This is a genomic window from Candidatus Manganitrophaceae bacterium, from assembly GCA_012960925.1.
GTDB lineage: Bacteria > Nitrospirota > Nitrospiria > SBBL01 > JAADHI01 > DUAG01.
The window spans coordinates 11,606-34,843 of the sequence record DUAG01000080.1; the positions used below are offsets into that span (position 1 = coordinate 11,606).

General features: G+C 51.3%; 26 protein-coding genes and 1 tRNA gene. 6 read left to right on the forward strand and 21 right to left on the reverse strand.

Annotated features, from left to right (window positions below):
• Positions 1-319 precede the first annotated feature (319 nt).
• The 15 genes from EYQ01_11030 to EYQ01_11100 all read right to left on the reverse strand — a co-directional run bounded on the left by EYQ01_11030 (position 320) and on the right by EYQ01_11100 (position 13,329).
• Entirely contained in the window at positions 320-1,372 is a 1,053-nt protein-coding gene (locus EYQ01_11030; protein HIE66316.1) for a PDZ domain-containing protein, read from the reverse strand.
• Between the two features lie 48 nt (positions 1,373-1,420).
• On the reverse strand, positions 1,421-2,164 hold the full coding sequence (locus EYQ01_11035; GenBank protein HIE66317.1) for a cytochrome c biogenesis protein CcdA: 744 nt from the start codon (positions 2,162-2,164) through the stop codon (positions 1,421-1,423).
• A 150-nt stretch (positions 2,165-2,314) separates the two neighbouring features.
• Positions 2,315-2,926 (reverse strand): TlpA family protein disulfide reductase, encoded by a 612-nt coding sequence (locus tag EYQ01_11040; GenBank protein ID HIE66318.1) that lies wholly within the window; start codon positions 2,924-2,926, stop codon positions 2,315-2,317.
• Between the two features lie 45 nt (positions 2,927-2,971).
• Positions 2,972-3,898, reverse strand: a complete 927-nt coding sequence (locus EYQ01_11045) for a hypothetical protein (GenBank protein ID HIE66319.1) — start codon at positions 3,896-3,898, stop codon at positions 2,972-2,974.
• A 22-nt stretch (positions 3,899-3,920) separates the two neighbouring features.
• On the reverse strand, positions 3,921-4,394 hold the full coding sequence (locus tag EYQ01_11050; GenBank protein ID HIE66320.1) for a cytochrome c-type biogenesis protein CcmH: 474 nt from the start codon (positions 4,392-4,394) through the stop codon (positions 3,921-3,923).
• The gene (locus EYQ01_11055; protein ID HIE66321.1) at positions 4,391-4,969 is read right to left on the reverse strand and encodes a redoxin domain-containing protein; all 579 of its coding nucleotides are present in this window, start codon (positions 4,967-4,969) and stop codon (positions 4,391-4,393) included. The genes EYQ01_11050 and EYQ01_11055 overlap by 4 nt, the downstream gene beginning before the upstream one ends.
• A 3-nt stretch (positions 4,970-4,972) precedes the next feature.
• The gene (locus EYQ01_11060; protein HIE66322.1) at positions 4,973-7,015 is read right to left on the reverse strand and encodes a heme lyase CcmF/NrfE family subunit; all 2,043 of its coding nucleotides are present in this window, start codon (positions 7,013-7,015) and stop codon (positions 4,973-4,975) included.
• A gap of 80 nt (positions 7,016-7,095) precedes the next feature.
• Positions 7,096-7,551, reverse strand: a complete 456-nt coding sequence (locus EYQ01_11065) for a cytochrome c maturation protein CcmE (protein ID HIE66323.1) — start codon at positions 7,549-7,551, stop codon at positions 7,096-7,098.
• Positions 7,548-8,042, reverse strand: a complete 495-nt coding sequence (locus tag EYQ01_11070; protein ID HIE66324.1) for a hypothetical protein — start codon at positions 8,040-8,042, stop codon at positions 7,548-7,550. The genes EYQ01_11065 and EYQ01_11070 overlap by 4 nt, the downstream gene beginning before the upstream one ends.
• A gap of 10 nt (positions 8,043-8,052) precedes the next feature.
• Positions 8,053-8,766, reverse strand: coding sequence for a cytochrome C assembly protein (locus EYQ01_11075; protein ID HIE66325.1), 714 nt, complete (start codon positions 8,764-8,766; stop codon positions 8,053-8,055).
• A gap of 2 nt (positions 8,767-8,768) precedes the next feature.
• Positions 8,769-9,446 carry a heme ABC transporter permease CcmB gene (locus tag EYQ01_11080; protein HIE66326.1) on the reverse strand — a complete coding sequence of 226 codons (678 nt, stop codon included), beginning with the start codon at positions 9,444-9,446 and terminating at the stop codon, positions 8,769-8,771.
• Entirely contained in the window at positions 9,433-10,110 is a 678-nt protein-coding gene (gene ccmA, locus EYQ01_11085; GenBank protein HIE66327.1) for a heme ABC exporter ATP-binding protein CcmA, read from the reverse strand. Before ccmA ends, EYQ01_11080 begins: the two co-directional genes overlap by 14 nt.
• Positions 10,111-10,397: 287 nt before the next feature.
• A complete protein-coding gene (locus tag EYQ01_11090; protein ID HIE66328.1) occupies positions 10,398-11,381 on the reverse strand; it encodes a histone deacetylase in 984 nt (327 codons plus the stop codon).
• Between the two features lie 161 nt (positions 11,382-11,542).
• Positions 11,543-12,166 carry an MBL fold metallo-hydrolase gene (locus EYQ01_11095; protein HIE66329.1) on the reverse strand — a complete coding sequence of 208 codons (624 nt, stop codon included), beginning with the start codon at positions 12,164-12,166 and terminating at the stop codon, positions 11,543-11,545.
• Positions 12,167-12,258: 92 nt separating this feature from the next.
• The gene (locus EYQ01_11100) at positions 12,259-13,329 is read right to left on the reverse strand and encodes a hypothetical protein (GenBank protein HIE66330.1); all 1,071 of its coding nucleotides are present in this window, start codon (positions 13,327-13,329) and stop codon (positions 12,259-12,261) included.
• A gap of 128 nt (positions 13,330-13,457) precedes the next feature.
• Between EYQ01_11100 and EYQ01_11105 the strand changes: the two genes are divergently transcribed.
• Genes EYQ01_11105 through EYQ01_11125 form a run of 5 tightly spaced genes read left to right on the forward strand, consistent with a single transcriptional unit; the run spans position 13,458 to position 18,466 of the window.
• On the forward strand, positions 13,458-14,990 hold the full coding sequence (locus EYQ01_11105; protein ID HIE66331.1) for a TolC family protein: 1,533 nt from the start codon (positions 13,458-13,460) through the stop codon (positions 14,988-14,990).
• The gene (locus EYQ01_11110) at positions 14,968-16,116 is read left to right on the forward strand and encodes an efflux RND transporter periplasmic adaptor subunit (GenBank protein HIE66332.1); all 1,149 of its coding nucleotides are present in this window, start codon (positions 14,968-14,970) and stop codon (positions 16,114-16,116) included. Before EYQ01_11105 ends, EYQ01_11110 begins: the two co-directional genes overlap by 23 nt.
• A 43-nt stretch (positions 16,117-16,159) precedes the next feature.
• Complete coding sequence (locus EYQ01_11115; GenBank protein HIE66333.1) at positions 16,160-16,858, forward strand: ABC transporter ATP-binding protein; 699 nt, start codon at positions 16,160-16,162, stop codon at positions 16,856-16,858.
• Positions 16,859-16,873: 15 nt separating this feature from the next.
• Positions 16,874-18,091 carry an FtsX-like permease family protein gene (locus EYQ01_11120; protein ID HIE66334.1) on the forward strand — a complete coding sequence of 406 codons (1,218 nt, stop codon included), beginning with the start codon at positions 16,874-16,876 and terminating at the stop codon, positions 18,089-18,091.
• A gap of 21 nt (positions 18,092-18,112) precedes the next feature.
• Positions 18,113-18,466 carry a hypothetical protein gene (locus tag EYQ01_11125; protein HIE66335.1) on the forward strand — a complete coding sequence of 118 codons (354 nt, stop codon included), beginning with the start codon at positions 18,113-18,115 and terminating at the stop codon, positions 18,464-18,466.
• Here EYQ01_11125 and EYQ01_11130 read toward each other — a convergent pair.
• The 6 genes from EYQ01_11130 to EYQ01_11155 all read right to left on the reverse strand — a co-directional run bounded on the left by EYQ01_11130 (position 18,460) and on the right by EYQ01_11155 (position 22,441).
• Positions 18,460-19,329: an ATP-binding protein gene (locus tag EYQ01_11130; GenBank protein HIE66336.1), complete on the reverse strand. Its 870-nt coding sequence runs from the start codon at positions 19,327-19,329 to the stop codon at positions 18,460-18,462. The two genes, EYQ01_11125 and EYQ01_11130, sit on opposite strands and share 7 nt — an antisense overlap.
• Before the next feature lie 73 nt (positions 19,330-19,402).
• Positions 19,403-19,630: a hypothetical protein gene (locus EYQ01_11135; GenBank protein ID HIE66337.1), complete on the reverse strand. Its 228-nt coding sequence runs from the start codon at positions 19,628-19,630 to the stop codon at positions 19,403-19,405.
• A gap of 35 nt (positions 19,631-19,665) precedes the next feature.
• The gene (locus EYQ01_11140) at positions 19,666-19,755 is read right to left on the reverse strand and encodes an AURKAIP1/COX24 domain-containing protein (GenBank protein ID HIE66338.1); all 90 of its coding nucleotides are present in this window, start codon (positions 19,753-19,755) and stop codon (positions 19,666-19,668) included.
• A gap of 83 nt (positions 19,756-19,838) precedes the next feature.
• Positions 19,839-20,852, reverse strand: a complete 1,014-nt coding sequence (locus tag EYQ01_11145; GenBank protein HIE66339.1) for a universal stress protein — start codon at positions 20,850-20,852, stop codon at positions 19,839-19,841.
• Positions 20,774-22,180 carry a DASS family sodium-coupled anion symporter gene (locus EYQ01_11150; GenBank protein HIE66340.1) on the reverse strand — a complete coding sequence of 469 codons (1,407 nt, stop codon included), beginning with the start codon at positions 22,178-22,180 and terminating at the stop codon, positions 20,774-20,776. The genes EYQ01_11145 and EYQ01_11150 overlap by 79 nt, the downstream gene beginning before the upstream one ends.
• A 176-nt stretch (positions 22,181-22,356) precedes the next feature.
• A tRNA-Leu gene (locus tag EYQ01_11155) sits at positions 22,357-22,441 on the reverse strand.
• A gap of 96 nt (positions 22,442-22,537) precedes the next feature.
• On the opposite strand from EYQ01_11155, the gene EYQ01_11160 reads away from it, so the two are divergent.
• On the forward strand, positions 22,538-23,194 hold the full coding sequence (locus tag EYQ01_11160; GenBank protein HIE66341.1) for a YihA family ribosome biogenesis GTP-binding protein: 657 nt from the start codon (positions 22,538-22,540) through the stop codon (positions 23,192-23,194).
• Positions 23,195-23,238: the final 44 nt, after the last annotated feature.

The following is a 23,238-nucleotide window of genomic DNA, read 5'->3' on the forward strand; positions in this document are numbered from 1 at the left end:
CCTTCCCGGTCATAATTGATTTTCAACCCTATCCTATGGTAAATTCCCTGGAAGGCTGGGGTATTGCCCACTGCTCGTTCAACAGGAAAAGATAATGGGAAAAACCTTCTATTACATTGCAAAGGGCGTTCAGATCACTGGAATTGTCCTGGTATTGCACTCCCTCATTGTGTCGGCGGCTCTCGGCAAAGATATGGGCTTTCTCTACACATTTACCATCGTCGGCATGGGGATCTTCATGGCCGGCTGGCTGCTTCAGAAAATCGCCTAAAGAAACCAACTCCCGCCTATCCGTCTTGTGCTCTTCTTTCACACACGCCTAGTTCTCTTCCAGACGCCTGATTTTGACTCGCAGCTCTAACGGCCTTCCCTTACGAACCAAGGCAAGCGAGACCGTCTTTCCAACTGGGGTTTCTGCAACCAAAGAAGGAAGATCATGCATCTCTCCAACCTCTTTTCCATCAAACGTCATGATAACATCCCCTCGGAGAACACCGGCCTGCTCCGCCGGACTTTCTTCCATGACCTGTGAAACCAATGCCCCCCGCTCATCCTCCAATTGAAAGGCCCTGGCCAGATCCCGGGTTAGAGACTGAATCATTACCCCCAACCATCCCCGCGTCACCTTTCCCTCTTTTTCAAGTGGTACGAGAATCTTCTTCAGCATATTAATCGGCGTGGCAAACCCAATGCCCTGCGCGGAGGAACGCACTGCGGCATTCATGCCGACAACCTTGCCCCGCAGGTTCAGCAGAGGGCCGCCTGAATTTCCGGCATGAATACCTGCATCGGTCTGGATAAAATGATCATAGGGGCCTGCGCCAAGCACTCTGCCGGTTCCGCTGACCACGCCGACCGTCACAGAGGTTTCGATGCCGAAGGGATTTCCGACCGCCATCACCCATTCTCCGATTTCAAGATGCTCCGAATCACCCAGGATCGCCGAGGGGAAGGGCACTTCTCCCTCGATCCGCAGGAGAGCGACATTGAGTCTTTCATCCGTTCCGATCACCCGCGCCGGGAACTCCCTCCCGTCAGAAAGCCGAACCGACATCCCTCCCACCACCCGGTTCCAGGGTTTTGGCGCAACAACATGGTAATTGGTAAGAATCAAACCGGTGGGATCAATGATAAAACCCGTTCCCAGGCTTCCCGCTTTCACCTCCGTTTTGAGGTAGTCTCCAAAAAGGAAGAAATCTTTGAGCGGCCCCTCGCCCTCTTCTGCAAGCTCCGAAGATCGGATATTGACAATAGACCGCCCTCCAATCTCAGCAAGGGCCTTAAAGGTATACGAAGGTGTCGGTTCTTCAGCAGATAGGATAGGCAATGGGAAGAAGGAAAAGGCCAGAAGAATACTAAGTATTAACCGCATTCACAGGCCCTCAATAACAGGGAGCGAAAAAGGGTTTTAGAGGTCTTATCATTGACCGATCGTCCATCCGAAGCCTATTTCTGTGAAGAACGAGGTCAGCAGTGTGAGGGAGTTCGTAAAGATCAGAAACCCCACGGCGACCAAAACTGCACCGCTTGCCCCGGAAACAAACCGCATATAGCGCGCAGTCTTCTTGAAATAAAACAGGAAGGACTGAACCCCAATGGCAGAAATAAGGAGAGGAAGGCCAAGTCCGAGGGAATACACGGCAAGAAGCTGAATCCCCGTAAAAACAGAACCAGTCGTACTTGCATAGAGGAGGATCGACCCGAGGATGGGACCGACACAAGGGGTCCAGCCCGCACCAAAGGCAATGCCGACAAGATAAGAACCAAAATAGCCCGCAGGCTTGTTCTTGAAATGGAAACGGGAATCCCTTCCCATCAACAAGGGCTTAATCAGACCCATGATGTACAAACCAAAAAACATTATGAGGGCGCCGCCAAAACGCCGGAGGAGGACTTGATTCGAAAGGAATAAATGACCGAGGAAAGTTGCCGATGCGCCGAAAAGAATAAAAATCGTTGAGAAACCCAGGATAAACATCAGAGAGTTTTTCAACGCGATCTCACGGGCCCGCCCCTTCCCTCCCGCCGAGGTCAGTTCATCAAGGGACAGACCGGTAATAAAGGAAACATAAGAAGGGACAATCGGAAGAACACATGGAGAGACAAAGGAGAGAAACCCCGCAGAAAAAGCGATAAAGAATGACATGTTTCCCGTCGGCTGCATACGTGTTCGCTTGTAACGATTCAGCACGCCACTATTTTCCTTCATAGCGGCGGTGCTCGAATCCTCACGTATGTAACATACGTTCCGGTTCTGTACTCCTCGCACCTTGCCCTGAAGAAAAATAGTGGCGTGCTGAATCGTTACATCCCTTTAACCTTTCTTGTTATCGCCTTCGGCTAGGCCTGATTGACCGATTTCTTCATAAGGCCGGTTGACTAATTCTTTCACAAAGGCCTGCGCGTCCGGATCGTTCCAGTCCTTTGCCCCCAATAAACGATCCGTCACCACTCCGTTACGGTCGATGACGATGCTGGTCGGGACAACTCGGACCTGGAAAAGATCATTGACGTCAAACTGGCTATCGAGCAGGATTGGAAACGTAAAGCCAAAATCTTCCACGAAGGATCGAATAGGGGCTTCGTCTCCAAGATCAATCGAAACGGCCAGAATCTCGAAATCATCCCGCACATGGCTTCGATAGAGCGCCTCCATCGACGGCATCTCCGCCTTGCAGGGTCCGCACCAGGTTGCCCAGAAATTAACAAGGACAACCTTCCCTCGATAGTCTGAGAGTGACGCCCTGCCCCCGCCTAGATTTTTGATATTAAAATCCGGGGCAAGATTTCCAACCTCTATGCCCATTTTCAGGGGAAGCGCCTTTTCCTTCGGCCCGATCTTTGTCTCGGTGCAGGCAAACTGAAATAAAAGCACCGAGAGAAAAAGGACATAAAAGACAAGCCGTTTTATCCGCTTTGGCTCCATTCATTCGACCTCAGCCCTGTGACCGATCCAACCACAGGGGAATCCTTATGACGAAGGGAATTTCCCTGCCCGGAGATTCTGCAAGGCCTTCTTGACGGTCTCCGATTCTTCTGTCCCCTGCGGGATATACTGAAAGGCCTCTGTCCAGGTCTCGTCTGCCTCAAAGGTTCGACCCAGGGCAACAAGAGACCAGCCACGCAACCAGAGAACACTGGCATCCTGAGGCGTCACAATGAGCGCCTTATCGATGTGGAAAAGGGCCTTTTCTGCGTCTTTCGGATTGGTAAGCGCTGTCGTCCGAAGCAGGATTTCTCCCATCTGGAAATGTGCCGTGTAATGCCTTGGGTCGAGTTCGAGAACCTTTCGCCATGCGGTCAGTGCATCCTCCCACCGCTCCAAGGCCCCATAGGACCGACCAATCATCACCTGCCCCTGCAGATCATCCGGATTCTCTTTAAGACGTTTCTCCAGACGCGCAACCATGGCCACCGGGTCAATCGGGGGCATCGGCTGAGCCGGAACTCCGCCACGCGAGGTCGCATCCCGGTCAAACTTCCAAAAGACCAACTCATATAATCCGGATGAACCTGCCGCAACAAGGAGCACGACCATCCCGATGGAAACCCAATGCCCCTTCGTTGAAGATGGGACACGGGATTTTTTCTGTTTCGGAGCGATTTTTCCCGTCCATGGAATCGCATCCAAGCGGTCCAAAACTTTCAAAAACCGATGCTCATAGCCCAACTTCAGGCGTTCATAGTCACCCAGAGCAACCTTTCCCTGTGAGTAATTGACCTCAAGTTCTGAAAGCGTTCTAAGAAGGGTCTGTCGTTCGATGTCAAGATTAACCCGTTCTTCGTCAATCTCCGCCTCATTACCCACAAGCAGAGGGTTTGCCGACCTCCGGAAAAGCGGCATGGCAAGCACGCCGACGACCCCCAGGAGCATGAATGTAATTATAGCAGGGAACATCTCGTATGGAACCTACAGAAAACTACTTATTAAAAGAACGTAACTCTTCTTCAATCCGTCTTCGGTGAGCATCATCAATGGGGACTCCCGCATCCGGTTCCGTCGGTACGGGCCTTGCGGTCCATCGGCGCAAGGTTCGGTACAGGAAAAACCCTCCAAAGGCCAAGAGAATGAAGGGACCGAACCAGAGAAGCCGGTTCAGTCCGCGCACCCTGGGTTTCAATAATATAAAGTCGCCGTACCGGCTGACAAAATAGGCTCGTATTTCCTCTGGAGATTCTCCGGCAATGAGCCTCTCTCGAACGATCTTACGCATCTGGATCGCGAGCGTGGCATTCGATTCCCAGACCGATTCCGATTGGCAGACCGCACAGCGAAGTGTCTTTGAAACCTCCTTGATCCGACCCTGCAAAACCTCATCATCGACCTGTTCTGCGACACAGACACCGGAAAACACGATCAATAAAAACAGGGCAAACACAATGCCTTTTTTCATGATGAGGACACCGTCCCCACAGTCCCCGCGGTCCCGTTGAGTAGTGGGTCGATGACCTTTTCGATCATGTCCGAATAGACATCTCCGACAATCGGCCCAATCTGTTTGTGGCGGATGATCCCATCCTGGTCAATGACAAAGGTTTCCGGCACACCATATACGCCAAAATCGATGGAGATTCTGCCGTCAAGGTCCCGAATATGATCGAAATTATTTCCATGGACCTGAAGGTATTCCTTCGCCAGATGGTCCTTATCCTGATAATTTATGCCAAACATGGCAAAATTCGGGTCGTCCTCATAGTGCTTCTTGATGGCGAGGAGGGATTTGTGCTCCAGTTTGCATTCCACACACCACGACGCCCAGAAATTAACGAGAATGACCTTCCCCCTATAATCGCTTAGCGAAACCGGCGTGCCTTTGTAGAGGTCAGGACCGTTCACTTCAGGGGCCGGTGTCGCTATAATTACAGGAGGGATGAAGTTTGGATTTCCCCATAGACCCTGGTAGAAAATAAACAGAAGACCCAGAGTACCCGCAAGAAGGAGGGCATGCCACCCTTTAAAACTGCCCATCGCTTAGCTCTCCGAACGTTGTGCCACGATTCCATCTCTCCCCGAGGCCAGGGCAGGCGCGTTCTTGGCAGTGACACCGGATGTAACGGAAACGGCAGACCGCTTTCGGTCTCTTCGGAAGATATTCAAGAACCCTCCAATCCCCATAATTCCACCTCCGTACCAAACCAGGAGGACCAGGGGGTTGTGCAAGACACGCACACGAGCCCAGGTGCCGTCGGGGGAGACTTCGGGTATGGTGACGAAGAGATGGCCCATATAGGTCTGATAAATGGCGGTCTCGGTGGTTGGGGTCTGGGAGACTGTATAAAACCGCTTTTGCGGCCGCATCTGGGTTACAATTCTGCCCTCCTGGTAGATATCAAAAAGGGCCTCCCTGCCCTCCCAATTGACCCCTTCCGTACTATACAGCCTTGCCATACGAAGCTGAAAAGATTTGAGGCTGACCTCATCGCCCGGCTTCATGATGAGAATCTTTTCCGTCTGGTAAAGAGAGGAGAAGGTAATACCGACCACCATGACCAGGACACCAATATGGGTGATCAGCCCCGCAATCCGCCTGGGGTTTCTTCTGTATGCTGAGAGGAACCCTAGGAAGGGATTGACCGCATCCCGCTTTCCCCAAAAAACAGCGATCTTACTGAAATCAATAAAAATCGCGGAAGCGACAAAAGAGACAACCGTCATGCTGGCCAGGGCATACTCCTCACGGACCCCGAAGATAAATAAAAGGACCCCCGCCCCAAGGGCGAGCATGAGGGGAAGGCCGAACAATTCCTTAATGTTTCTGGCCGTCGTCTTTCGCCAGGGAATATATGGACCGATCCCCATCAGGAAGATCAGGCCCAGGGCCACCGGCATGAAGACCGCATTGTAGTAAGGGGGACCGACGGAAACCTTGTTAAACTGCAAGACCTCCATTAAGAGGGGATACAGGGTCCCGATAAAGACCGTCACCAAGGCCACAAGGAAAAAGAGGTTGTTAAACAGGAATATCGCCTCACGGGAAACGACCGATTCTATCGTGACGGAGCTCTTCAGTTTGGATGATCGAAGGATGAGGGTCCCGAAGGAGAGAAGGAGCATAAACGCGACAAATGCGAGGATAAAGACCCCCCTTCCCGGGTCGGCGGCGAAGGAATGGACCGAGGAGAGGATACCGCTTCGCACCAGAAAGGTTCCGATGAGAGATAAGGAAAAAGCCAATATAATGAGGAAGAGATTCCAGACCTTGAACATCTTCCGGGTCTCTTGAACCATGACCGAATGGAGGAAGGCGGTCGCCACCAGCCAAGGCATAAAGGCCGCATTTTCTACCGGGTCCCATCCCCAGTATCCTCCCCAACCGAGCTCATAGTAGGCCCAATATCCTCCCATCAGAATACCGGCGGTCAGGCAAATCCAGGCAAAGATGGTCCATCGCTGGGTCACCTTGACCCACTCCTCCCCCAACCGTCCTGAGAAAAGGGCGGCCATTGCAAAGGAGAAGGGAATAGACAAACCAACATAGCCTAAATAAAGCAAGGGGGGATGAATGACCATCGCGGGGTCCTGCAGGAGAGGGTTCAAGTCCTTGCCGTCAAGCGGGGCCGGAAAGATCCGCTCGAAAGGGTTTGAAAGGAAGAGGATGAGGAGCAGAAATCCGCACAGGACCAGCGATTCCATCAGGATGAGATAGGGCATCACCACCGGCTGGGTTTTCCAATGGAGCGTTGCCGCAACCATGGAGTAGAAGGCAAGGATCCAAGCCCAGAGCAGCAGGGAGCCTTCATGGCCTCCCCAGAGACCCGCGATCTTATAAAAGATCGGGAGATTGCTGTTGGAGGTGGCATAGACATATTTGACGGAGTAGTCCTCGGTCAGATATGAATAGACCATGGCGATCATCCCGACCGTGATCAGGACGAAAGTGAGGATGACCGCCCGCTGCCCAACCTGGACCCAAGCGGGATTCTTCCTCTTCAGACCTATAATCGGTGCGACAACGCCAAATATCGATAAAAGCAGCGCCGTCACCACGGCATAATGCCCTATTTCAACAACCATGCTGCTCCCTTTTTTGCCGCCAGCCCAAAACACGCCTCTGCCGTGGTTCGATTAGAGGGTTGGGCGGGGGCGGGGATAAACTATTTTAGCTGCAGGGTTTTTATAATACCTTTTGTCGGGAGCTTCACTCCCGCTTTTTTCATCTCGATCGGCATATAGTCTTCATTATGCTTTGCCATGATCATGTGAGAGTGAAAAACACGGTCTGCATCCCAGAAACCTTCAACCACGGCCCCGGTCCCCTCTTTGAACAGGTCGGGAGGGACGCCTTCAAAAGCAACCGGGATGGTTTCTGCGCCATCCGTAAGGTCAAAGGTGATCTTCAGCGTATTCGGGATGACCTTTAAACTTGCCTGAACCACCATGCCGGCCACCCGTATCTTCCTGCCGTAGCGATCCGACTCAAAAGTGACAACCTCTGATGGGGTCACAAAATAGACGAGGTTCTTTCCAAAATTTCCGTAGGCCAGATATCCTAGACTAAAGACAATCAGGGTGATACTAAAGATGATTCCGGTTTTCCTACCTAACCTCAAACGTTCTCCTCCGGCTGATAAATCTTCTCTTCTTTTATCATAACATACAGCAAAGCAACCTTTCTTTCCATATTAAAGAGAAAGAGGGTCATGGGGATGAGCGTCACCAGATAAGCCCAGGTTACAAAGCCGTAATTGGGAACACCGGAGATTGCTTCCGCCTCTATCCGTTGATCTTCAGGGTTCCATCGCCCCAATATGACCAGTCTTTTGAGCTCTCTCAGATTTTCCGGATCCTCCCCCTTGTAGTAGACAGGAACCTGCGCCCCTTCTTCTGAGAGGGTGAACTGAATCGGTTCTCCCGTCGCTCCCCGATTCAGACTTCCGCCCACAACCATTCCCAGAACACGCACGGCCCGAGTTGGTTTTTCGCCCAGAAACTTTTCAAGAGGGATCGCACTGACCTCTCGTTGATATCGAACCAGACCAAAGAAACCGATGATGGCACCAAGGGCCAACACCCCTCCCCAGCGCAGATAGAATCGCTTCATCGCCTAACCCTCATAAACGGGTCTCGCTTAACAGACGGCCCTGCTTTGCTTCCAGCAGATGTTCCAAATAGAGCATCTGGGTCCGCACCATCAGCATATAGGAGAAGAGCAGGGAGGAACCGATTGACATCAGGATGAGGGGATAGAGCATCTCGGGTGCAAAGCTGATTCCGCGGACCGACATCGACATGGGCTGGTGCAAAGTCCGCCACCATTCCACAGAGAAATAGACAATCGGAAGATCGATGAAGCCGATGATCGCCAGTATCGCCGCAAAGGTCGCCTCCTTTTCCTTATCGTCCAGGAAAGTCCGAAGCATCAGATATCCAACCAGGGTTAAAAACAAGATGGCAAAGGAGGTCAGGCGAGGGTCCCAGGTCCACCAGGTATTCCAGGTGGGCTTGGCCCAGATCGAACCCGTAATCAAGGCGGTTCCTACATAAAAAAGCGCGATCCCGGCAGTGGCATGACACATATTATCGATGACGGGGTCCCGCTTCCACAGATACCAGATACTTCCCCCAAAAAGAACGAGGTAGGCCACAAGAGAGGTTTTCGCGGTAGGAACATGGACATACATGATCCGGACCACCTCACCCTGATAATAATCCGGGGGAGAGGTTACCAGCGCCATGTACAGTCCAATGCCTATGCAAAGCGCCGCCACACCGCCAAACCACCCTTCATATCGCCCAAGCCATCGGATGAAACGTTGTCCAAGCATGTTCAATAATCCAATATAAATTCAAAGATCCAAAAGGACACAACAACAAAAATAAGATCAAAAACAACCAGCAACTGAATCCAGTGACTATAGAGAGCAAAGGCATCACCGTTAAAGACCCCCCGGGTCGCTTCGACCGCGCCAATAAAAATCGGGACCGCCATCGGCAGCAGAAGGATCGGAAACATCACTTCCCGTGCCCGAACCTGAACCGTCAGGGCAGAGAACAAGGTTCCAAGTGCCGACAATCCAATCGATGCGACCACGAATATTAACAGAAATTGTGGAAACCTTTCAAGTACATCCAGATTAAAGAAGAGGACAAAGAGGGGGAACAGAATTATTTCGACGGTCAGCAGGAACAGGACGTTGCCAATAAATTTCCCAAGATAAATGGCCCCCTTCGGGATCGGAAGTATCTGAAAGTATTCCATACAATCATTATGGACCTCTGCCAGAAAGGACTTTCCAAGGCCGATGATTGCCGTAAAACCAAAAGCGACCCAGATAATTCCCGGCATCACTTCGTCTATTATTTTTGGGTCCAGAGAAAAACTGAAACTAAAGATAAAAATAACAATGAGGGCGAAAAAAAACATTGAAGAAATATTCTCTCGATTTCGCACCTCACTCAGAAGATCTTTCCATGCAATCCAACGGATCACGTTAAAAAAGTGCATCTGCCGCCAACATCTCTTTAATGGTTATTTCCCGCAGTACGCTCCGCTGCAGGATGCCCGCCCGGTGCGCCACTTCTGCCGTTTTTGACCGGTCATGGGTCGTCATTAGGATGGCCGCCCCCTCCTTCGCAAACTCCCGAATGCAGTCATTCAGCATCACGACACCCCGTTCATCAAGGGAGGCATAGGCTTCATCAAGGAGGAGAATCTTCGGACGGATCAAGAGGGTTTTCGCAATCGAGAGCCGTTTTTTCATTCCCGCCGACAAGTGTCGGCTCTTTAATTTTCCAAACGCACCAATGCCCACCCTGTCGAGCGCAAGCTTGATCTCATGATCGCTCGGATTTTCGCCGCGAATTCCGATTGCAAACTGAATATTCTCAACGACACTCAAATCGTCATAAAGATACGATCCGTGGCCAATCAGGAAGAGGTCTTCGCGAATTTTCGCTCTTTCCCGGAAACCGTCCCGACCGAGGATCTCGAATCGTCCGGAAGAAGGGCGGTGCAATGTCGCGAATATCCTCAGGAGGGTTGTTTTTCCGGCGCCGTTCGGCCCGAAAAGCGCATAACACTCCCCCTCTTTTACCTCCAGGGAAATCTCATTGAGTACCTGATGATAATGGAAGGACTTCGAAAGCGCTATTCCACGGATGGCCACCATTAAAACAGATTAAAATCGGTCCTTAGAAATGTCAATAAAAACGGGCTCAAGTCAAGGCTCGGAGTATAGCATGAGGACAAGGGGGCGGTCAAGAAAAGGTGGGATCCTCCAATTCCGCGATTGCGGAATTGGAAACCGCCGATTCACCTGAAATACTGCGTCATCGGCCAAAAGACTCTTCAGCGTACGGGACAGTACGCCTCAATCCCCCTTTGACCTCTGGCCTTGTCTTTCAGGCGACTTAACGGTTTCCCTAAAATCTCATCGCGGGTCTCGAGGGGGGGGGGTTATGGAATCTCCCGAGAAAGCACCTCCAGGTGGCTTTGGACCGACATTGCCAGGGCATGGAGGTGATATCCCCCTTCCAGACAAGAGACAATCCTTCCATGACAATTCTGCTCAGCCAAAGACTTGACCCCCCGGGTCAGTTCAGCAAAACCCTTTTCAGTGACCTCCAGGCCGGACAGGGGGTCATCGGTATGGGCGTCGAAGCCCGAGGAGATGAGGATAAAGTCGGGATCAAAGGCCTTGACGGCAGGGAAGAGTTTCTTTTCAAACGCGGAATGGATCTCCAGATCACCCGCCCCGGAGGCAAGGGGACTGTTGACCGTGAAGCCCTCTCCTTTTTCTTCTCCTCTTTCCTGATCAGACCCCGTACCGGGATAGAAAGGATATTGATGCGTACTGAAATAAAAAACACTTGGGTCGGAGTAAAAGCTGTTCTGGGTGCCATTCCCGTGATGGACATCCCAATCAATAATAAAGATCCGCTTCAGCCCGTACTTCAGTTGAAGATATCTTGCCCCGACGGCAATATTGTTGAAGAGGCAAAAACCCATCGCCCGATCCTGCTCCGCATGGTGTCCCGGCGGCCTCAAGGCACAAAATGCGTTGACAACAGATCCATCCATGACACGATCAATCGCCGTTAAAACACCGGAAACGGCCATCTCTGCCGCCACCAGCGAGTCGGGGGAATAAGGGGTATCCGGATCAAGATAAACCAGCCCCTGCTCCGGGACCCGGTCTTTCAGAGATCGATAGTATGATGGATGATGATTTTCTGTGATCCAACGGGAAAGCTCCGGATGAGGAGAGAGAGAGAGACGCGTCAAGCGTTCGCGGAGTTCCTTCAAATCATCTGATTCTCCTGCACCCTGTCCAAAAAGATGCTTCTCTATTGCCGTGAGGCGGCGGGCCGTTTCAGGATGGCCACGTCCCGTATCATGTTGGAAAAAAATGGGATGGGTCACGTAACCGGTCTTCTTCATTCGTAACTCTTCAGCTTACCCATCTTTTTCTCCATGGCGGCGTTGCTGTAGAGCTCTAATCCTCACGTATAAAACATCCGCTGCGGCTCTGTGCTCCTCACGCCTTGCCCTGGAAGATGGGTCTAGCAAAGCCAAAATCTAGGCAAGCTGAAGAGTTATATTCATACTAAAAAGGGATTCGCTTCTCTCTCTCTTCCAACCGTGGTCTTTGGGCCATGCCCTGGATAGACACTTGTCTCCCCAGGAAAAGAAAGGAGTTTTTTTCGGATCGACTGGATCAGTGTCGGATGAGATCCGCCCCAGAGGTCCGTTCGTCCAATACCGCCGGAAAAAAGTGTGTCTCCCGTAACCAGGCCGAAGCCTTGAATATAAAAAGTAAGACTTCCCGGCGTGTGCCCCGGTGTATGAAGAACTTCTACGGAATGATGACCAAAGGAAAGGGCGTCTCCATCATTCAGAAATCGATCGATCCCTGGTGTTGTCGGCGTCGGCAGACCAAAAAAAGAGGCCTGCTGCTGAAGATTATCACAGAGGTCCATGTCGTCTTCATGGAGGCAGGTTACTCCTCCCGCCTTTTTTTGAACTTCGTCGGTCGCGCTGATATGATCCAGATGCGCATGCGTGTGGAGCAGGTAAGTGGTTTTCAAACCCAGGGCGGAAAGATGCCTGAGGATCTTTTCCGGATCCTCACCGGGATCGATGACCAGTGCCGCCTGCATTTTTTCACAACCCAGGATAATGCAATTACACTGAAAAGGACCCACCGGGAAGGACTCGATAATCATAGGGGGTTCATTCACCGTCCACTTTTTGTGTTTCCCCCTTTTTTAAAGGGGGGAGGCCAGTTCCACTGAATCGTTACAAAATAATGCTCATCTCAGGAAGAGGCCATCGGCAATGACGCGCTGGTCCCCGTCGCGGCCTTCCGTGTAACCGGCGGGCGCATAGGGATATGGATCTTTCGTTCGGAGACCTCACTCCCGCAGATCACTTCGACGACCTGCTCCGCGGAGATGCCTCTCTTCGTGTAAGCGGCGATATGCTGTCCAACTTCATCGTAAAGACTTGAAGACTTTCCACCACTTAAGACGGCCACCGGGGCCGGGAAGCGGGGCTTAAAGAAAACCATTCTTCCCGCATCGACCTCCAGCCGGGCAGCCTCCCATAAGTTGGCATTTTCTTCCCGGTCCCGGCCAATCACAACATGGGCGCCATCGGACAGCTCAAAGTGTCGGCCATATCGGAGAAGTCGTACTTCGGCCATCGTCGGGTCGGCATTACGTTCAAAAAAATCCGAGAGGCGCTTTGAAAAATTCTTGTCGGTGAGCAGACATCCCCCCGCCGGAGCACTATATTCCTTGAGGTCCAGGGTTTTGGCCCAATGTAACTGTTCGGCCCGGCCTCTTCCAGAAATATTCAGGAGCTTTTCGCGATCAATCCAGCCTTCTATTTCAGGGCGCGTCGGCGGAAAATGCTGTGCCGACAGCGGACGCAGGACCAGACCTTTCATTCCGCTGTCCCGGTCGATGATATCCATAGCCTCACGCCGTTGAGACATGGGACGCTGCCCCAGAACCTCTCCCGTGAGGATAAAATCAGCGCCAATCTCGTCCATGACCTTTTTGGCGAGGTGAAACATATAGATCCTGCAATCCACGCAGGGATTCATGTTTTTTCCATAGCCGTATTTCGGGTTACGGACCAGATCGATATAGGCCATTCCTTTGTCCACAATCTTCAGGGGAATACCCAAGGCGTCCGCGACCTTTTGGACATCTTCCTTGCAGCCGAAAGGACTTTCCAGATAAAGACCGATCACCTCGATCCCCTGATCCAGGACCAACCTCGTCGCGAGAGTGCTATCGAGTCCGCCTGACAACAAAGAAACCGCCTTTTTCGGACGATTTTCATTCACAGTATTCATCCTCCAACATGCAGATGGCATCATATCAACCGCCCTCCCGCCTGTCAACTTGAGGGAGGACTCAAGCAGATAAAACCAAGATCAGTAATTGGTCTTGAGTTAATCAAGACGATTGAATTTTCTTGAGACCTTTGTTATCCTGAAGAGGACCTATGAAGCCATTCTTATCGCACGTGGAAAAAATTCATAAAAGCGGTTTTTTGTCGCTGACAATATCCCTCTTTGTGATCATGCAAGCCCCTTCACTTGGCATGGCGGCGCCTCCTTTTGTTCCTTTGTCCTTATCAGAGGCCATCACGCTCGCCTTGGAAAACAACGTGGATATCCGGATTGAAGGGGAAACGATCCGGATACTCGAATTAAATATTACTCTCGAGGATGCCCAATTCGACCCCACTCTCCGCTTTGGTGCACGCACGGACCAAGCCACCCAAACAACCTCATCGACAATAGATACCACGATCTTCGGCACAAACAAGATTAAACAAACAAAGCTAAATTTACAAGCGGGATTGAATCAACGTCTTCGGTGGGGGGGGGATTATGGCCTTTCTCTAAACCAGACACGGTCTTCCCGGAATACGGGTCAGGTTTTCAATCCAACCTTCACAGCAGATGCCGTCCTCACCGTAACCCAGCCCCTTCTGCAAGGCTTCGGGCTAAAGGTTGTTCAAGGTCCGCTGCGAATCGCACAAACCAATATCGCCATGTCCCGGACAACCTTCCGGTCAAAGGTGTCAACGCTCCTATTCGATATTAACAGCACCTATTGGGACCTTGTCTTTCAGAGGGAGAACCTGAAGGTAAAACAGCAGGCACTCCAATCAGCCCGACAACTTCTCAAAGCCAGTCTGGCAAAGGTCGGGTTGGGCCTCCTGGCGCCGATAGAAATCCTGGTGGCTGAAGCGGGGGCCGCCTCTCGGGAGGAATCGGTGGTCATCGCCGAAAAGGAAATTGAAGACAAGGAAGATGAAATGCGGCAACTCCTGAACCTTCCGGGGCAGTCGCTGGTCGACCCCCCTTCCCTTCATCCGACCGATAAGCCGACGGAGACAAGAAGGCTTCTCGACGATGGAAGGATGTTGGAAATGGCCCTGACACGACGTCCTGAAATTGAGGAAAACCGCTTGAGTGTTCAAAACCGCGCACTGCTTCTCCGCATTGCGGAGAAGCGACTTTCACCTTCGCTGGATTTTGTAGGCAGACTCGGATTAAACGGCCTCGGAGAAACCTACATGCAGGGCTTTGATCAGATTACCTCAAAAGAATCTTTCCGATGGGAAGCCGGTCTTGAACTCCAGTTTCCCATCGGAAATCGTAGTGCACGGGCCAACTTCCAAAAAGAAAAAACAGAACAAAACAAGGCAATTCTTGCCCAGATCAAGGTCGTTCAACGGATTACCTTGGAGGTGAAAAAGGCCCTCCGACGCGTCAGGACCGATTTTCATCGGATAGAGACCACTGGCCGAGCCAGGGTTCTTTCAGAACGAAAGCTTTCCGCCGGCAATGAGCGTTTTTCTCTCGGATTAATCAGCAGCAACGACCTCCTGGAATTTCAGGATGATTTGGCCGAAGCAAGGGTAAACGCCTTGAAAGCCGTGATTGATTATAATAAATCACTTGCCAGTCTGGACGGGGCTACTGGAACACTTTTGGAGAAGTATGGGGTCGAAACGCCTTCATAAAATACTCACCTTTATCGTTGTATTCCTCCTTTTGGCCGTATTGATTTATGCCTTTCGTAAGGGCGACCGGGAGGAGGTCAGGCATAGGGATCTGGTCCTTGTCAAAAAAGGGGATGTCGTCGTCAAGGCAGCGGAAACAGGATCACTAGAGCCGGCCAATGTCGTTGAAATCAAGTCGGAACAAGCGGGCGAGGTAAAGCAACTTTTTGTTCAAGGGGGGGATGGCGTCAAGGTGGGTCAGGCCTTGGCAACAATCCAGCCGGAATCTAACCAAGCGAGAAAGGTGGCTGAGGCGCAGGCATCGATTGAACAGGAACAACTCAATCTCAAAGAAAACCAACGGGAAGTTCACCGCATGAAGACCTTGTATACAAAGGGATTCATTGCCCAAAAACTGTTGGAAGATGCCGAAAAAGGCCTTGAAAATTCGAAAATCCGCTTGAACCTGGCAAAACGAAAACTCCTACTGACCCTGGATGGAGACAAAGCGCTATTCGATAAATACTTCAATCGCGATTTGAAGGCTGAGGCTTTGGATGATTACACCCTCTTTTCTCCAATTTCCGGGACGGTCCTTGAGGTCAATGTTGCGGTGGGTGAAATTGTCTCTTCCGGCACATCGACCATCACCGGCGGGACAGCCCTATTGCGGATCGCCGACCTCTCAAAGATGTGGGTAAAGACGAAGATCAATGAGGTCAACATCAACCGGATCCGGGAAGGACAGCCGGTTGTCATCCATTTGGATGCAATTCCCTTCGAAGTTTATGAGGGGCGGGTTGCCAGGATCTCCCCAAAAGGGGAAAAAGAGGACGATGTGGTGACCTACGAAGTAACCGTCGAACTGGCCAACATCGATCAGCGCCTTATGCCCTCGATGACGGCGAATGTCGACATTATCACTCAGATTGAAAAAAATGTCCTTTACCTCCCACTCAGCGCCTTAAAAGTGGTCGACGGGAAGGCTACGGTCACTGTTCGGAAACCCACCGGAGAAGATCAGCTTCTTACCGTGACGATTGGGATAAAAAATGAAACCGTTGCAGTCATTATGGATGGATTAAACGAAGGGGATCAGATTGTCCTGCCCATCGCGAAGGAAGGGCAAGGGCGAAGAGGCGCATAAACTCCACATCCACAAAGATATACGCCCGGCGTGCGGAATGTAAATGTTGATCCAGTTCAAAGAAGTAAGCAAAGTTTATCAGATGGGAGAAGTGGCGGTCCATGCCCTCCACCAAAACAGTTTCACGATAGATTCCGGCGAGTTTGTTTCGATCGTCGGTCCGTCCGGAAGCGGTAAGACCACCCTTCTTGATATTATCGGATGCCTTTCAAGACCAACAACCGGTTGTTACCTGTTCAAGGAAGAAGAGGTTCAAAACCTCTCAGACCGGGACCTGGCCCGAATCAGGAATAAAAAGATCGGATTTATCTTCCAGACCTTTCACCTGCTCGGGCGAAACACCGCACTGGCCAATGTGGCGCTCCCCCTCTTTTATGCCGGCCTTCCAAAAGAGGCGCGCATGGCGCGGGCCAAGGAGGCCTTGTCCCAGGTTGGCCTTTCGGACCGGATCCACCATCGGCCGAACCAGCTTTCAGGCGGACAACAGCAGCGGGTTGCCGTCGCCCGTGCCCTGGTGAATCACCCCGACATCATCTTGGCGGATGAGCCAACAGGCAACCTCGATTCAAAGTCTGGAGGTGAAATTATTGAGCTCCTTCATGCACTTCACAGAAATGGCCATACCCTTATCCTGGTCACCCACGACAAGGAGCTGGCGGGCCGAACCGACCGGACGATCACAATCAAAGATGGCTGCATTGTCAGCAATGAAGAAAACCGTAAACATCCAAAACGTGTTTAATAGGACGAGGTGCCCATGAACCTTGTAGAAATTTTTATAGATGCGCTTAGAAACTTGTCGTCGAATAAGCTCCGCTCCGGCCTCACGATGCTCGGCGTGATCATCGGCGTCTCGGCCGTCATCTCCATGTCGTCGATCGTGGCGGGCGGGGAACGGATGATTGTTGAGATGATCGAGAAGCTGGGGACCAATCTCTTATCGGTTCGCCCTAAGAAACTGGATAAAGAGAACCGTCGAAATTCCATCGGCCGTTCAGAAGGACTTCGGTATAAAGATGCCGAGGCCGTGAAGGCGATGGCCCCGCATGCCGAGAAAGTGACCCCTGTGATCAATGTTCGGACACACCTTCGGTATAGGGATAAAGATCGAAAGGGTATGGTAGAAGGGGTACTCGGAAGCTACCTCGAAATCCAAAATTACGAGATCGATCGGGGGCGATTTTTCTCCGAGGAAGATACGGGGCGATTTAAAAAAGTGGCGGTCCTGGGAAAAGAAATCGTCAAAGACCTCTTCGAAGAAGAGGATCCCCTCGGAAAAGGCCTGAAGATCGGGAACCAACGATTTGTCGTGATCGGACTCTTAAAAGAGAAAGGAAGCCTTCACGGAATTAATTATGATGAAACACTTTTGATTCCAGCGACGACGGCCATTAAACTGTTCAATGGAAACGACAAGCTGAATGCGTTCGTCGTCAAGGTAGACCACCGTCGAAATATGAAAAAAACAGAGGAAATGATTCGGAACATCTTGCTTCAACGACATGATGGTGTCGAAGATTTTGTAATTCGAAGCCAGGACCAACTGATTCGTAATACCGAAATGATCATCTTCACCTTTCGCGTGATCCTCGGAGGAACGGCCGCCCTCTCCCTGATGGTCGGCGGGATCGGTATCATGAACATCATGCTGGTCACGGTGACAGAACGGACCGCCGAGATCGGCCTTCGGAAGGCCCTCGGCGCGAGCCGAGGAGTAATACTCTCACAATTCTTAATTGAGTCGACCGCAATCAGCCTGATCGGAGGAGTGATCGGAATCTTACTGGGGAGCCTGATGGGGATGGGGTTCGGCTTGCTTGCCAGTCAGGCAATCACCGGATGGAACGCCGTAATCTTGCCCCGCGCGGTTTTCCTTGGGTTCTTTTTCGCAGTATCGGTCGGAGTGACCTTCGGCCTTTATCCGGCCTATAAAGCCGCTCAACTCGATCCGGCAGAGGCGCTACGGTATCAGTAGCCTCGCCTCCACGTTGCCCGGATAATAGAGAGGAGATCAGTCGTCTTGGAAGGTGATCTGAAGAAACTGGGATATAATAAGGAAGAAGAGTACTTCCACAAATTGAACAAAGCGCTCATTGAAAAGGCAAAGAAAAGAGAACTTCCGGGAACCGGGAAAAAAGAGGAGGGGGCAGGGAAAAAAGAAGAAAAAGGAAAGTGCCCGCAGTGCAGTGCCGTTTTAGAAGTGATTGAGGCCTTTGGCCTCAGGACAATGCGCTGCAGGAAATGTCTGGGAACCTTCCTTACAAAAGAAGTGCTTGAATCGCTCCTAGAGAAAAAAGAACCCCAACATTTTTTGAGCGTATTGTTGCGGTTCCCTGAAGGGACTCACTGAATTATTTTTAAACCAATCTGTTGCGATTTCGAAATGGAAAGTTCCTTCGTCATTTGCTGGGCAATCTCGACAAACGCCTTTGACTGAGGTGAATCCGGATCGGCAATTATAATAGGGACACCATTATCTCCCCCTTCCCGAATGGCAGGATCGATCGGAACCTCTCCGAGAAAAGGGACGCCCAATTTCTTTGCCGCAGCCCGCCCGCCGCCTCGATCGAAGATCTCTGTCTTTTCATGGCAGTGAGGACACTCAAAATAACTCATGTTCTCCACGATTCCGAGGACCGGCACACTGACTTTTTTAAACATCGCCATCCCTTTTCTGGAATCGAGAAGGGCAACTTCCTGGGGGGTCGTCACGATGACGGCTCCACTCAGCGGTACCAGTTGGGCAATGGAAAGCTGAGCATCGCCCGTACCGGGAGGAAGGTCGACGAGGAGATAATCGAGATCACCCCATGCCACATCACGCAACAGCTGCTGTATTGCCCCGTGTACCATGGGCCCCCGCCAGATCATCGGGGTATCTTCCGGAACGAAGAAGGCCATGGATATAAAGCGGACGCCGTGGTTTTCTGCTGGCGTGATCTTTTCCCCCTGGGGAGCAGGCGGGGCCTTGATCCCCATCATAATGGGAATATTCGGTCCATAGATATCAGCATCCAATAGCCCGACCCGTGCGCCTCCCTGGGCCAGAGCGACCGCCATGTTGACGCTCACGGTCGTCTTGCCGACACCCCCTTTTCCACTGCTGATCGCGATGGCACTCTTCACCCCGGGGATAAATTTTTCTTCCTTTATCTTCTCTTCTGCCATGAACAACTCACCTCCCAGAGTTACATCTGAATGCACAGTATACATAGGCCGGAGAAGGCTTGTAAAGCGGGATTCAGAATACCTGAATTTTTACTCCCAGACAAAGCACATGGAAGCTTTATTCGTCACATTCCAGGATCGACTCGATCATACTCTTGTTGACCGAAACAAACGGAATGGATTCTTCCTTCCCATCAACGAGAACATCCGTCAAGTTGATGAAACGCCGGTCTTCCTCATTCAGGACGTCGGATATCCTCTTCCGCATTTGAGGGATGGTGATGTAACCTTCATAATTCGCCTGCGATGTTCTGACCTGAATCCTGACGCGTTTCAGATTTGGCATGCTCTCCTCCCGGTCTTTGTCTCTGCGATTAACCACTATCGGCGCTTATGCCTCGTCTTTTTCAACAATTTCTTGTGCTTGTGTTTCCGCATCTTTTTTCTTCTTTTCTTTACCACACGTGACATCTTTTCTCCTTATGTTATTGCTTATGTTATCACACAGACGGCATACCGCCCTGAGATCTGCGGTGAGAGCCCGGCCAAACTGATTACGCGGTATTGATATTCAATGATATCTTTCCACGTTTTTCCCGAACAATAAGGACGGGACATTCCCCGTATTCGATGACCTTCAGCGGGACACTGCCCAAAAAAAGCTTCTTGACGCTTGAACTTCCGCTCGCCCCCATCACAACGATGTCGTGATCCAGGGCCTCGTCAATAATCTCTTCAGAAGGCCGTCCGACACGAACCTTCCGTTTCGCCTCGATCCCCATTTGACCCAGAATCATTTCAGCCCTTCGAGCCATTCGGACTGCCCCTTTACGTTCCATTTTCTCTTCAGCCACGGAGAGGATCGTAACCTTCGCCCCCAGTGCACGTGCCATCTCGGCACCCGCAATCTCTGCCTTTTCTGCAAGAGGGGACCCGTCGGTGCAAAGGAGGAAGTTATCATCTTCCCGGATATTTTTTGCGATGAGAACGCTGCATGACGCAAGATCCGCGACCCGAAGTGCCGTGCTCCCAACAAAATAACGTGAGATGCCCTTGTGCCCGCGAGAGCTGACGATGATCAGGTCATAATCTCCCCGAGTCGCCTCCTCTAGGATCTCATCGACGACATTTCCTTCCCGCAATCGAAAACGGACATTCTCTCCATGAATTCCTTCAAGCTGCAGTTCGGTCGCCCCATCGATCCCCTTACGAAAGGTGTGCCTCCGTCGACCTTTCGATGCTCGAACCTTGGTGAGTCCGACTTCGGTTAAAATTTTATTCGCACGCGCCAAGTAGTCCACTCCGGGAAGATCAAGGTCCCATTCTCCTAATTTTTTTCGCGCGGTCATGAGTTGAACGCGAGTGGAAGGTGCAATCAGAGGGCGGACATGGACGACACTGACATCTGCATTCATCTCCATTGCCAGTCTTCCGCCGAATTGGATGGCCTCTTCCGCATACTCTTCTCCATCCGTGCACATCAACATTTTCATCGCAAACCCAAGAAGCTCCAATAGACTCCACAGAGCAGAAGGAGGAGAAGGAAAGAGATCAGCGTCAGTTTCCATCCGGCCTTAAGGAAATCAGATCGTTTTAGATAGCCGCTCCCATACATAATATTGCATGCGGGAGAGGCCACTGCGGTCATGTACACGAAGGAGGAGGAGATCACGGTCACAAATCCGGCGGCCATCACAGAGGTCCCGGAAAGACTCGCGACGTTGAGCGCGATCGGGCCGAGCAAACCCACCGTCGGCCCACTGGTCATGACCGAAGCCAGGAGGATGGTCATAATGCTCATTACAGCAAGGAGCGGGATCCCGCCCTCAACCCCGATCGGCTTCAGCCATTCGAGAAGAGACAATGAGAGCCATTCCGCGACACCCGTCCGTTTCATCATGATGCCGAGGGAAATGGCACCCCCATAAATCAGAATTGTTCCCCAACTGACATTGTTATTCAAATCCTCCCAACGGACAACACCTGCAACCAGGAAAAGAAGAACCCCGATTAAGGCCGTAATTCCGAGTCCGATCTTATCTGAAATGGTCATCCACATCAATACCGTCACTAAAAAAATTCCGATGGTGATCCAGCCCTGCTGCGTCATCCGTCCCTCTTCCTGAACCTGAAGCCGCATACTCCTAATTGCCGGGGAGAGATCCTTGACCTCCGGCGTAAAGGATCGATAGAGAAAATAAGTGATGAAGGGGATTTGAAGCAAAATGATCGGATAAGCAATCTTCATCCAACTAAAGTACCCCATTTCAAGGTCAAAAAGTTCCTTCCAGTAGGCCAACATAATCGCGTTCCTTGCCCCTCCCGAAGGGGTTCCGATGCCGGCAATCATTGCACCATAGGCAATCGAAAGAAGGATCACGATGGAAAGGTTCCTCACCTGTCTTTGATCCTTCGACGTAAATCGGATCAAAGACACCCCCACGGGGAGCATCATCGCCGAAACCGTGTGTTCTCCGATAAAAGAGGCGAGGAGCGCTGAAACAGCGACCAGCCCGAGCATGACTCGGTCGACGCGCGGTCCGGTAATCCGGACGATGGCCAGGGCAATCCGTTTATCCAGATTTTGTTTGACGAGCGCGGTCGCAATCATGAGTGATCCCATAATAAAGAAGACGGAATCACTCATAAAGGACTGGGCAACCGTAGTGGGTGTTGCCAGGCCGAGCAAGGCCTCAGAAACCGCAATAAAAAGGGCGACGCCGGGAAGCGGAATCGGCTCGGTAATAAAGAAAATAAAGGCCACGATGACCAGCGCCAGAGTCTTCATTCCGATGGGAGTGAGTCCGGCCGGAACCGGGACCGATAAGAGGACGGCCCCGACCAGGAGCCCGATAAAAATCCACTTCCTCTTTTTCAACCAGGACGCAAACGACATTCAAATAATCCGATGACCCCAAATGCCGCGATTGCGGAATTTGAAACCGTTGACTCAGGTGAAGAGTCACCATCATCAGTGAAAAGATTCTTCACGATACAGGTGAGTCTGCCTTTCCTTGAGATTAAAAGAGAAGGGTTCTCACCCCGGGGATCCGGCATTCGACTGGATAAAACTGGTGCCGAAGGGGGGATTTGAACCCCCACAGGTTGCCCCACACGCCCCTCAAACGTGCGTGTCTACCAGTTCCACCACTTCGGCAAATCGGCGATATTATAGGTTTTTAGTCTTGTTTCTGTCAAGTTGTCTCCGCCCAAAATCGTGCGATCGCATCCCGGCACAACTTGTCATCCCTGAATCGCTAATGTACTATACCTACTGGCCCACACGAAAAATGTTCAGCCCGGGATTAGAAAAGTGAAGCACTACTCTGTGGAATATGTAAAAGGCACTCCCATTTGGGATGACGGGCCGCGGGATCGGCTGCCTGAGATTGCCATGATCGGGCGGTCAAATGTTGGAAAGTCCTCGTTGATCAATTATCTCCTGGGACATAAAATCGCCTATATTTCCAGAACGCCTGGGAAGACACAGTTGATTCACTACTTCAGAATCAATCAGGCCTTTTATCTGGTGGATCTACCCGGCTATGGTTATGCCCGTGTCCCGAAAGGGCAGCGGGAGCAGTTTGGAGCGATGATTGAGGACTATCTCTCCAAGCGGGAAATGCTCCGGGCCGTTGTCATGTTGATTGATCTTCGGCATCCTGGCCAGGCGATTGATCTCCAGGTAAAAGAATGGCTGAACGCAATTCAGCTTGACACCCTCTATGTCGCGACAAAAGGGGATAAGATCAAGCGTTCGCAACGAAAAAAACAGTCCGATGAGGTCAAGAATATATTTGGAATTTCAAACCTGGTGATCACATCAACCCTAAAAAAAGAGGGAAAAGAAGCGCTTTGGGAGGAGATCGAGTCAGTCTTATCAAAAACATCCCATGAGAGTGAAGGGTGAATGGGGAAAGGTGAAGGGTTCAGCACCTCCCTGTCTTTCTTCAG

What these genes read in the sequence shown, in the direction of transcription:
- EYQ01_11030 (HIE66316.1), bottom strand. Translation starts at nt 1,372, where the DNA reads ATGCGGTTAATACTTAGTATTCTTCTGGCCTTTTCCTTCTTCCCATTG.
- EYQ01_11035 (HIE66317.1), bottom strand. Translation starts at nt 2,164, where the DNA reads ATGCAGCCGACGGGAAACATGTCATTCTTTATCGCTTTTTCTGCGGGG.
- EYQ01_11040 (HIE66318.1), bottom strand. Translation starts at nt 2,926, where the DNA reads ATGGAGCCAAAGCGGATAAAACGGCTTGTCTTTTATGTCCTTTTTCTC.
- EYQ01_11045 (HIE66319.1), bottom strand. Translation starts at nt 3,898, where the DNA reads ATGTTCCCTGCTATAATTACATTCATGCTCCTGGGGGTCGTCGGCGTG.
- EYQ01_11050 (HIE66320.1), bottom strand. Translation starts at nt 4,394, where the DNA reads ATGAAAAAAGGCATTGTGTTTGCCCTGTTTTTATTGATCGTGTTTTCC.
- EYQ01_11055 (HIE66321.1), bottom strand. Translation starts at nt 4,969, where the DNA reads ATGGGCAGTTTTAAAGGGTGGCATGCCCTCCTTCTTGCGGGTACTCTG.
- EYQ01_11060 (HIE66322.1), bottom strand. Translation starts at nt 7,015, where the DNA reads ATGGTTGTTGAAATAGGGCATTATGCCGTGGTGACGGCGCTGCTTTTA.
- EYQ01_11070 (HIE66324.1), bottom strand. Translation starts at nt 8,042, where the DNA reads ATGAAGCGATTCTATCTGCGCTGGGGAGGGGTGTTGGCCCTTGGTGCC.
- EYQ01_11075 (HIE66325.1), bottom strand. Translation starts at nt 8,766, where the DNA reads ATGCTTGGACAACGTTTCATCCGATGGCTTGGGCGATATGAAGGGTGG.
- EYQ01_11080 (HIE66326.1), bottom strand. Translation starts at nt 9,446, where the DNA reads ATGCACTTTTTTAACGTGATCCGTTGGATTGCATGGAAAGATCTTCTG.
- ccmA (HIE66327.1), bottom strand. Translation starts at nt 10,110, where the DNA reads ATGGTGGCCATCCGTGGAATAGCGCTTTCGAAGTCCTTCCATTATCAT.
- EYQ01_11090 (HIE66328.1), bottom strand. Translation starts at nt 11,381, where the DNA reads ATGAAGAAGACCGGTTACGTGACCCATCCCATTTTTTTCCAACATGAT.
- EYQ01_11095 (HIE66329.1), bottom strand. Translation starts at nt 12,166, where the DNA reads ATGATTATCGAGTCCTTCCCGGTGGGTCCTTTTCAGTGTAATTGCATT.
- EYQ01_11100 (HIE66330.1), bottom strand. Translation starts at nt 13,329, where the DNA reads ATGATGCCATCTGCATGTTGGAGGATGAATACTGTGAATGAAAATCGT.
- EYQ01_11105 (HIE66331.1), top strand. Translation starts at nt 13,458, where the DNA reads ATGAAGCCATTCTTATCGCACGTGGAAAAAATTCATAAAAGCGGTTTT.
- EYQ01_11110 (HIE66332.1), top strand. Translation starts at nt 14,968, where the DNA reads ATGGGGTCGAAACGCCTTCATAAAATACTCACCTTTATCGTTGTATTC.
- EYQ01_11115 (HIE66333.1), top strand. Translation starts at nt 16,160, where the DNA reads ATGTTGATCCAGTTCAAAGAAGTAAGCAAAGTTTATCAGATGGGAGAA.
- EYQ01_11120 (HIE66334.1), top strand. Translation starts at nt 16,874, where the DNA reads ATGAACCTTGTAGAAATTTTTATAGATGCGCTTAGAAACTTGTCGTCG.
- EYQ01_11130 (HIE66336.1), bottom strand. Translation starts at nt 19,329, where the DNA reads ATGTATACTGTGCATTCAGATGTAACTCTGGGAGGTGAGTTGTTCATG.
- EYQ01_11135 (HIE66337.1), bottom strand. Translation starts at nt 19,630, where the DNA reads ATGCCAAATCTGAAACGCGTCAGGATTCAGGTCAGAACATCGCAGGCG.
- EYQ01_11140 (HIE66338.1), bottom strand. Translation starts at nt 19,755, where the DNA reads ATGTCACGTGTGGTAAAGAAAAGAAGAAAAAAGATGCGGAAACACAAG.
- EYQ01_11145 (HIE66339.1), bottom strand. Translation starts at nt 20,852, where the DNA reads ATGGAAACTGACGCTGATCTCTTTCCTTCTCCTCCTTCTGCTCTGTGG.
- EYQ01_11150 (HIE66340.1), bottom strand. Translation starts at nt 22,180, where the DNA reads ATGTCGTTTGCGTCCTGGTTGAAAAAGAGGAAGTGGATTTTTATCGGG.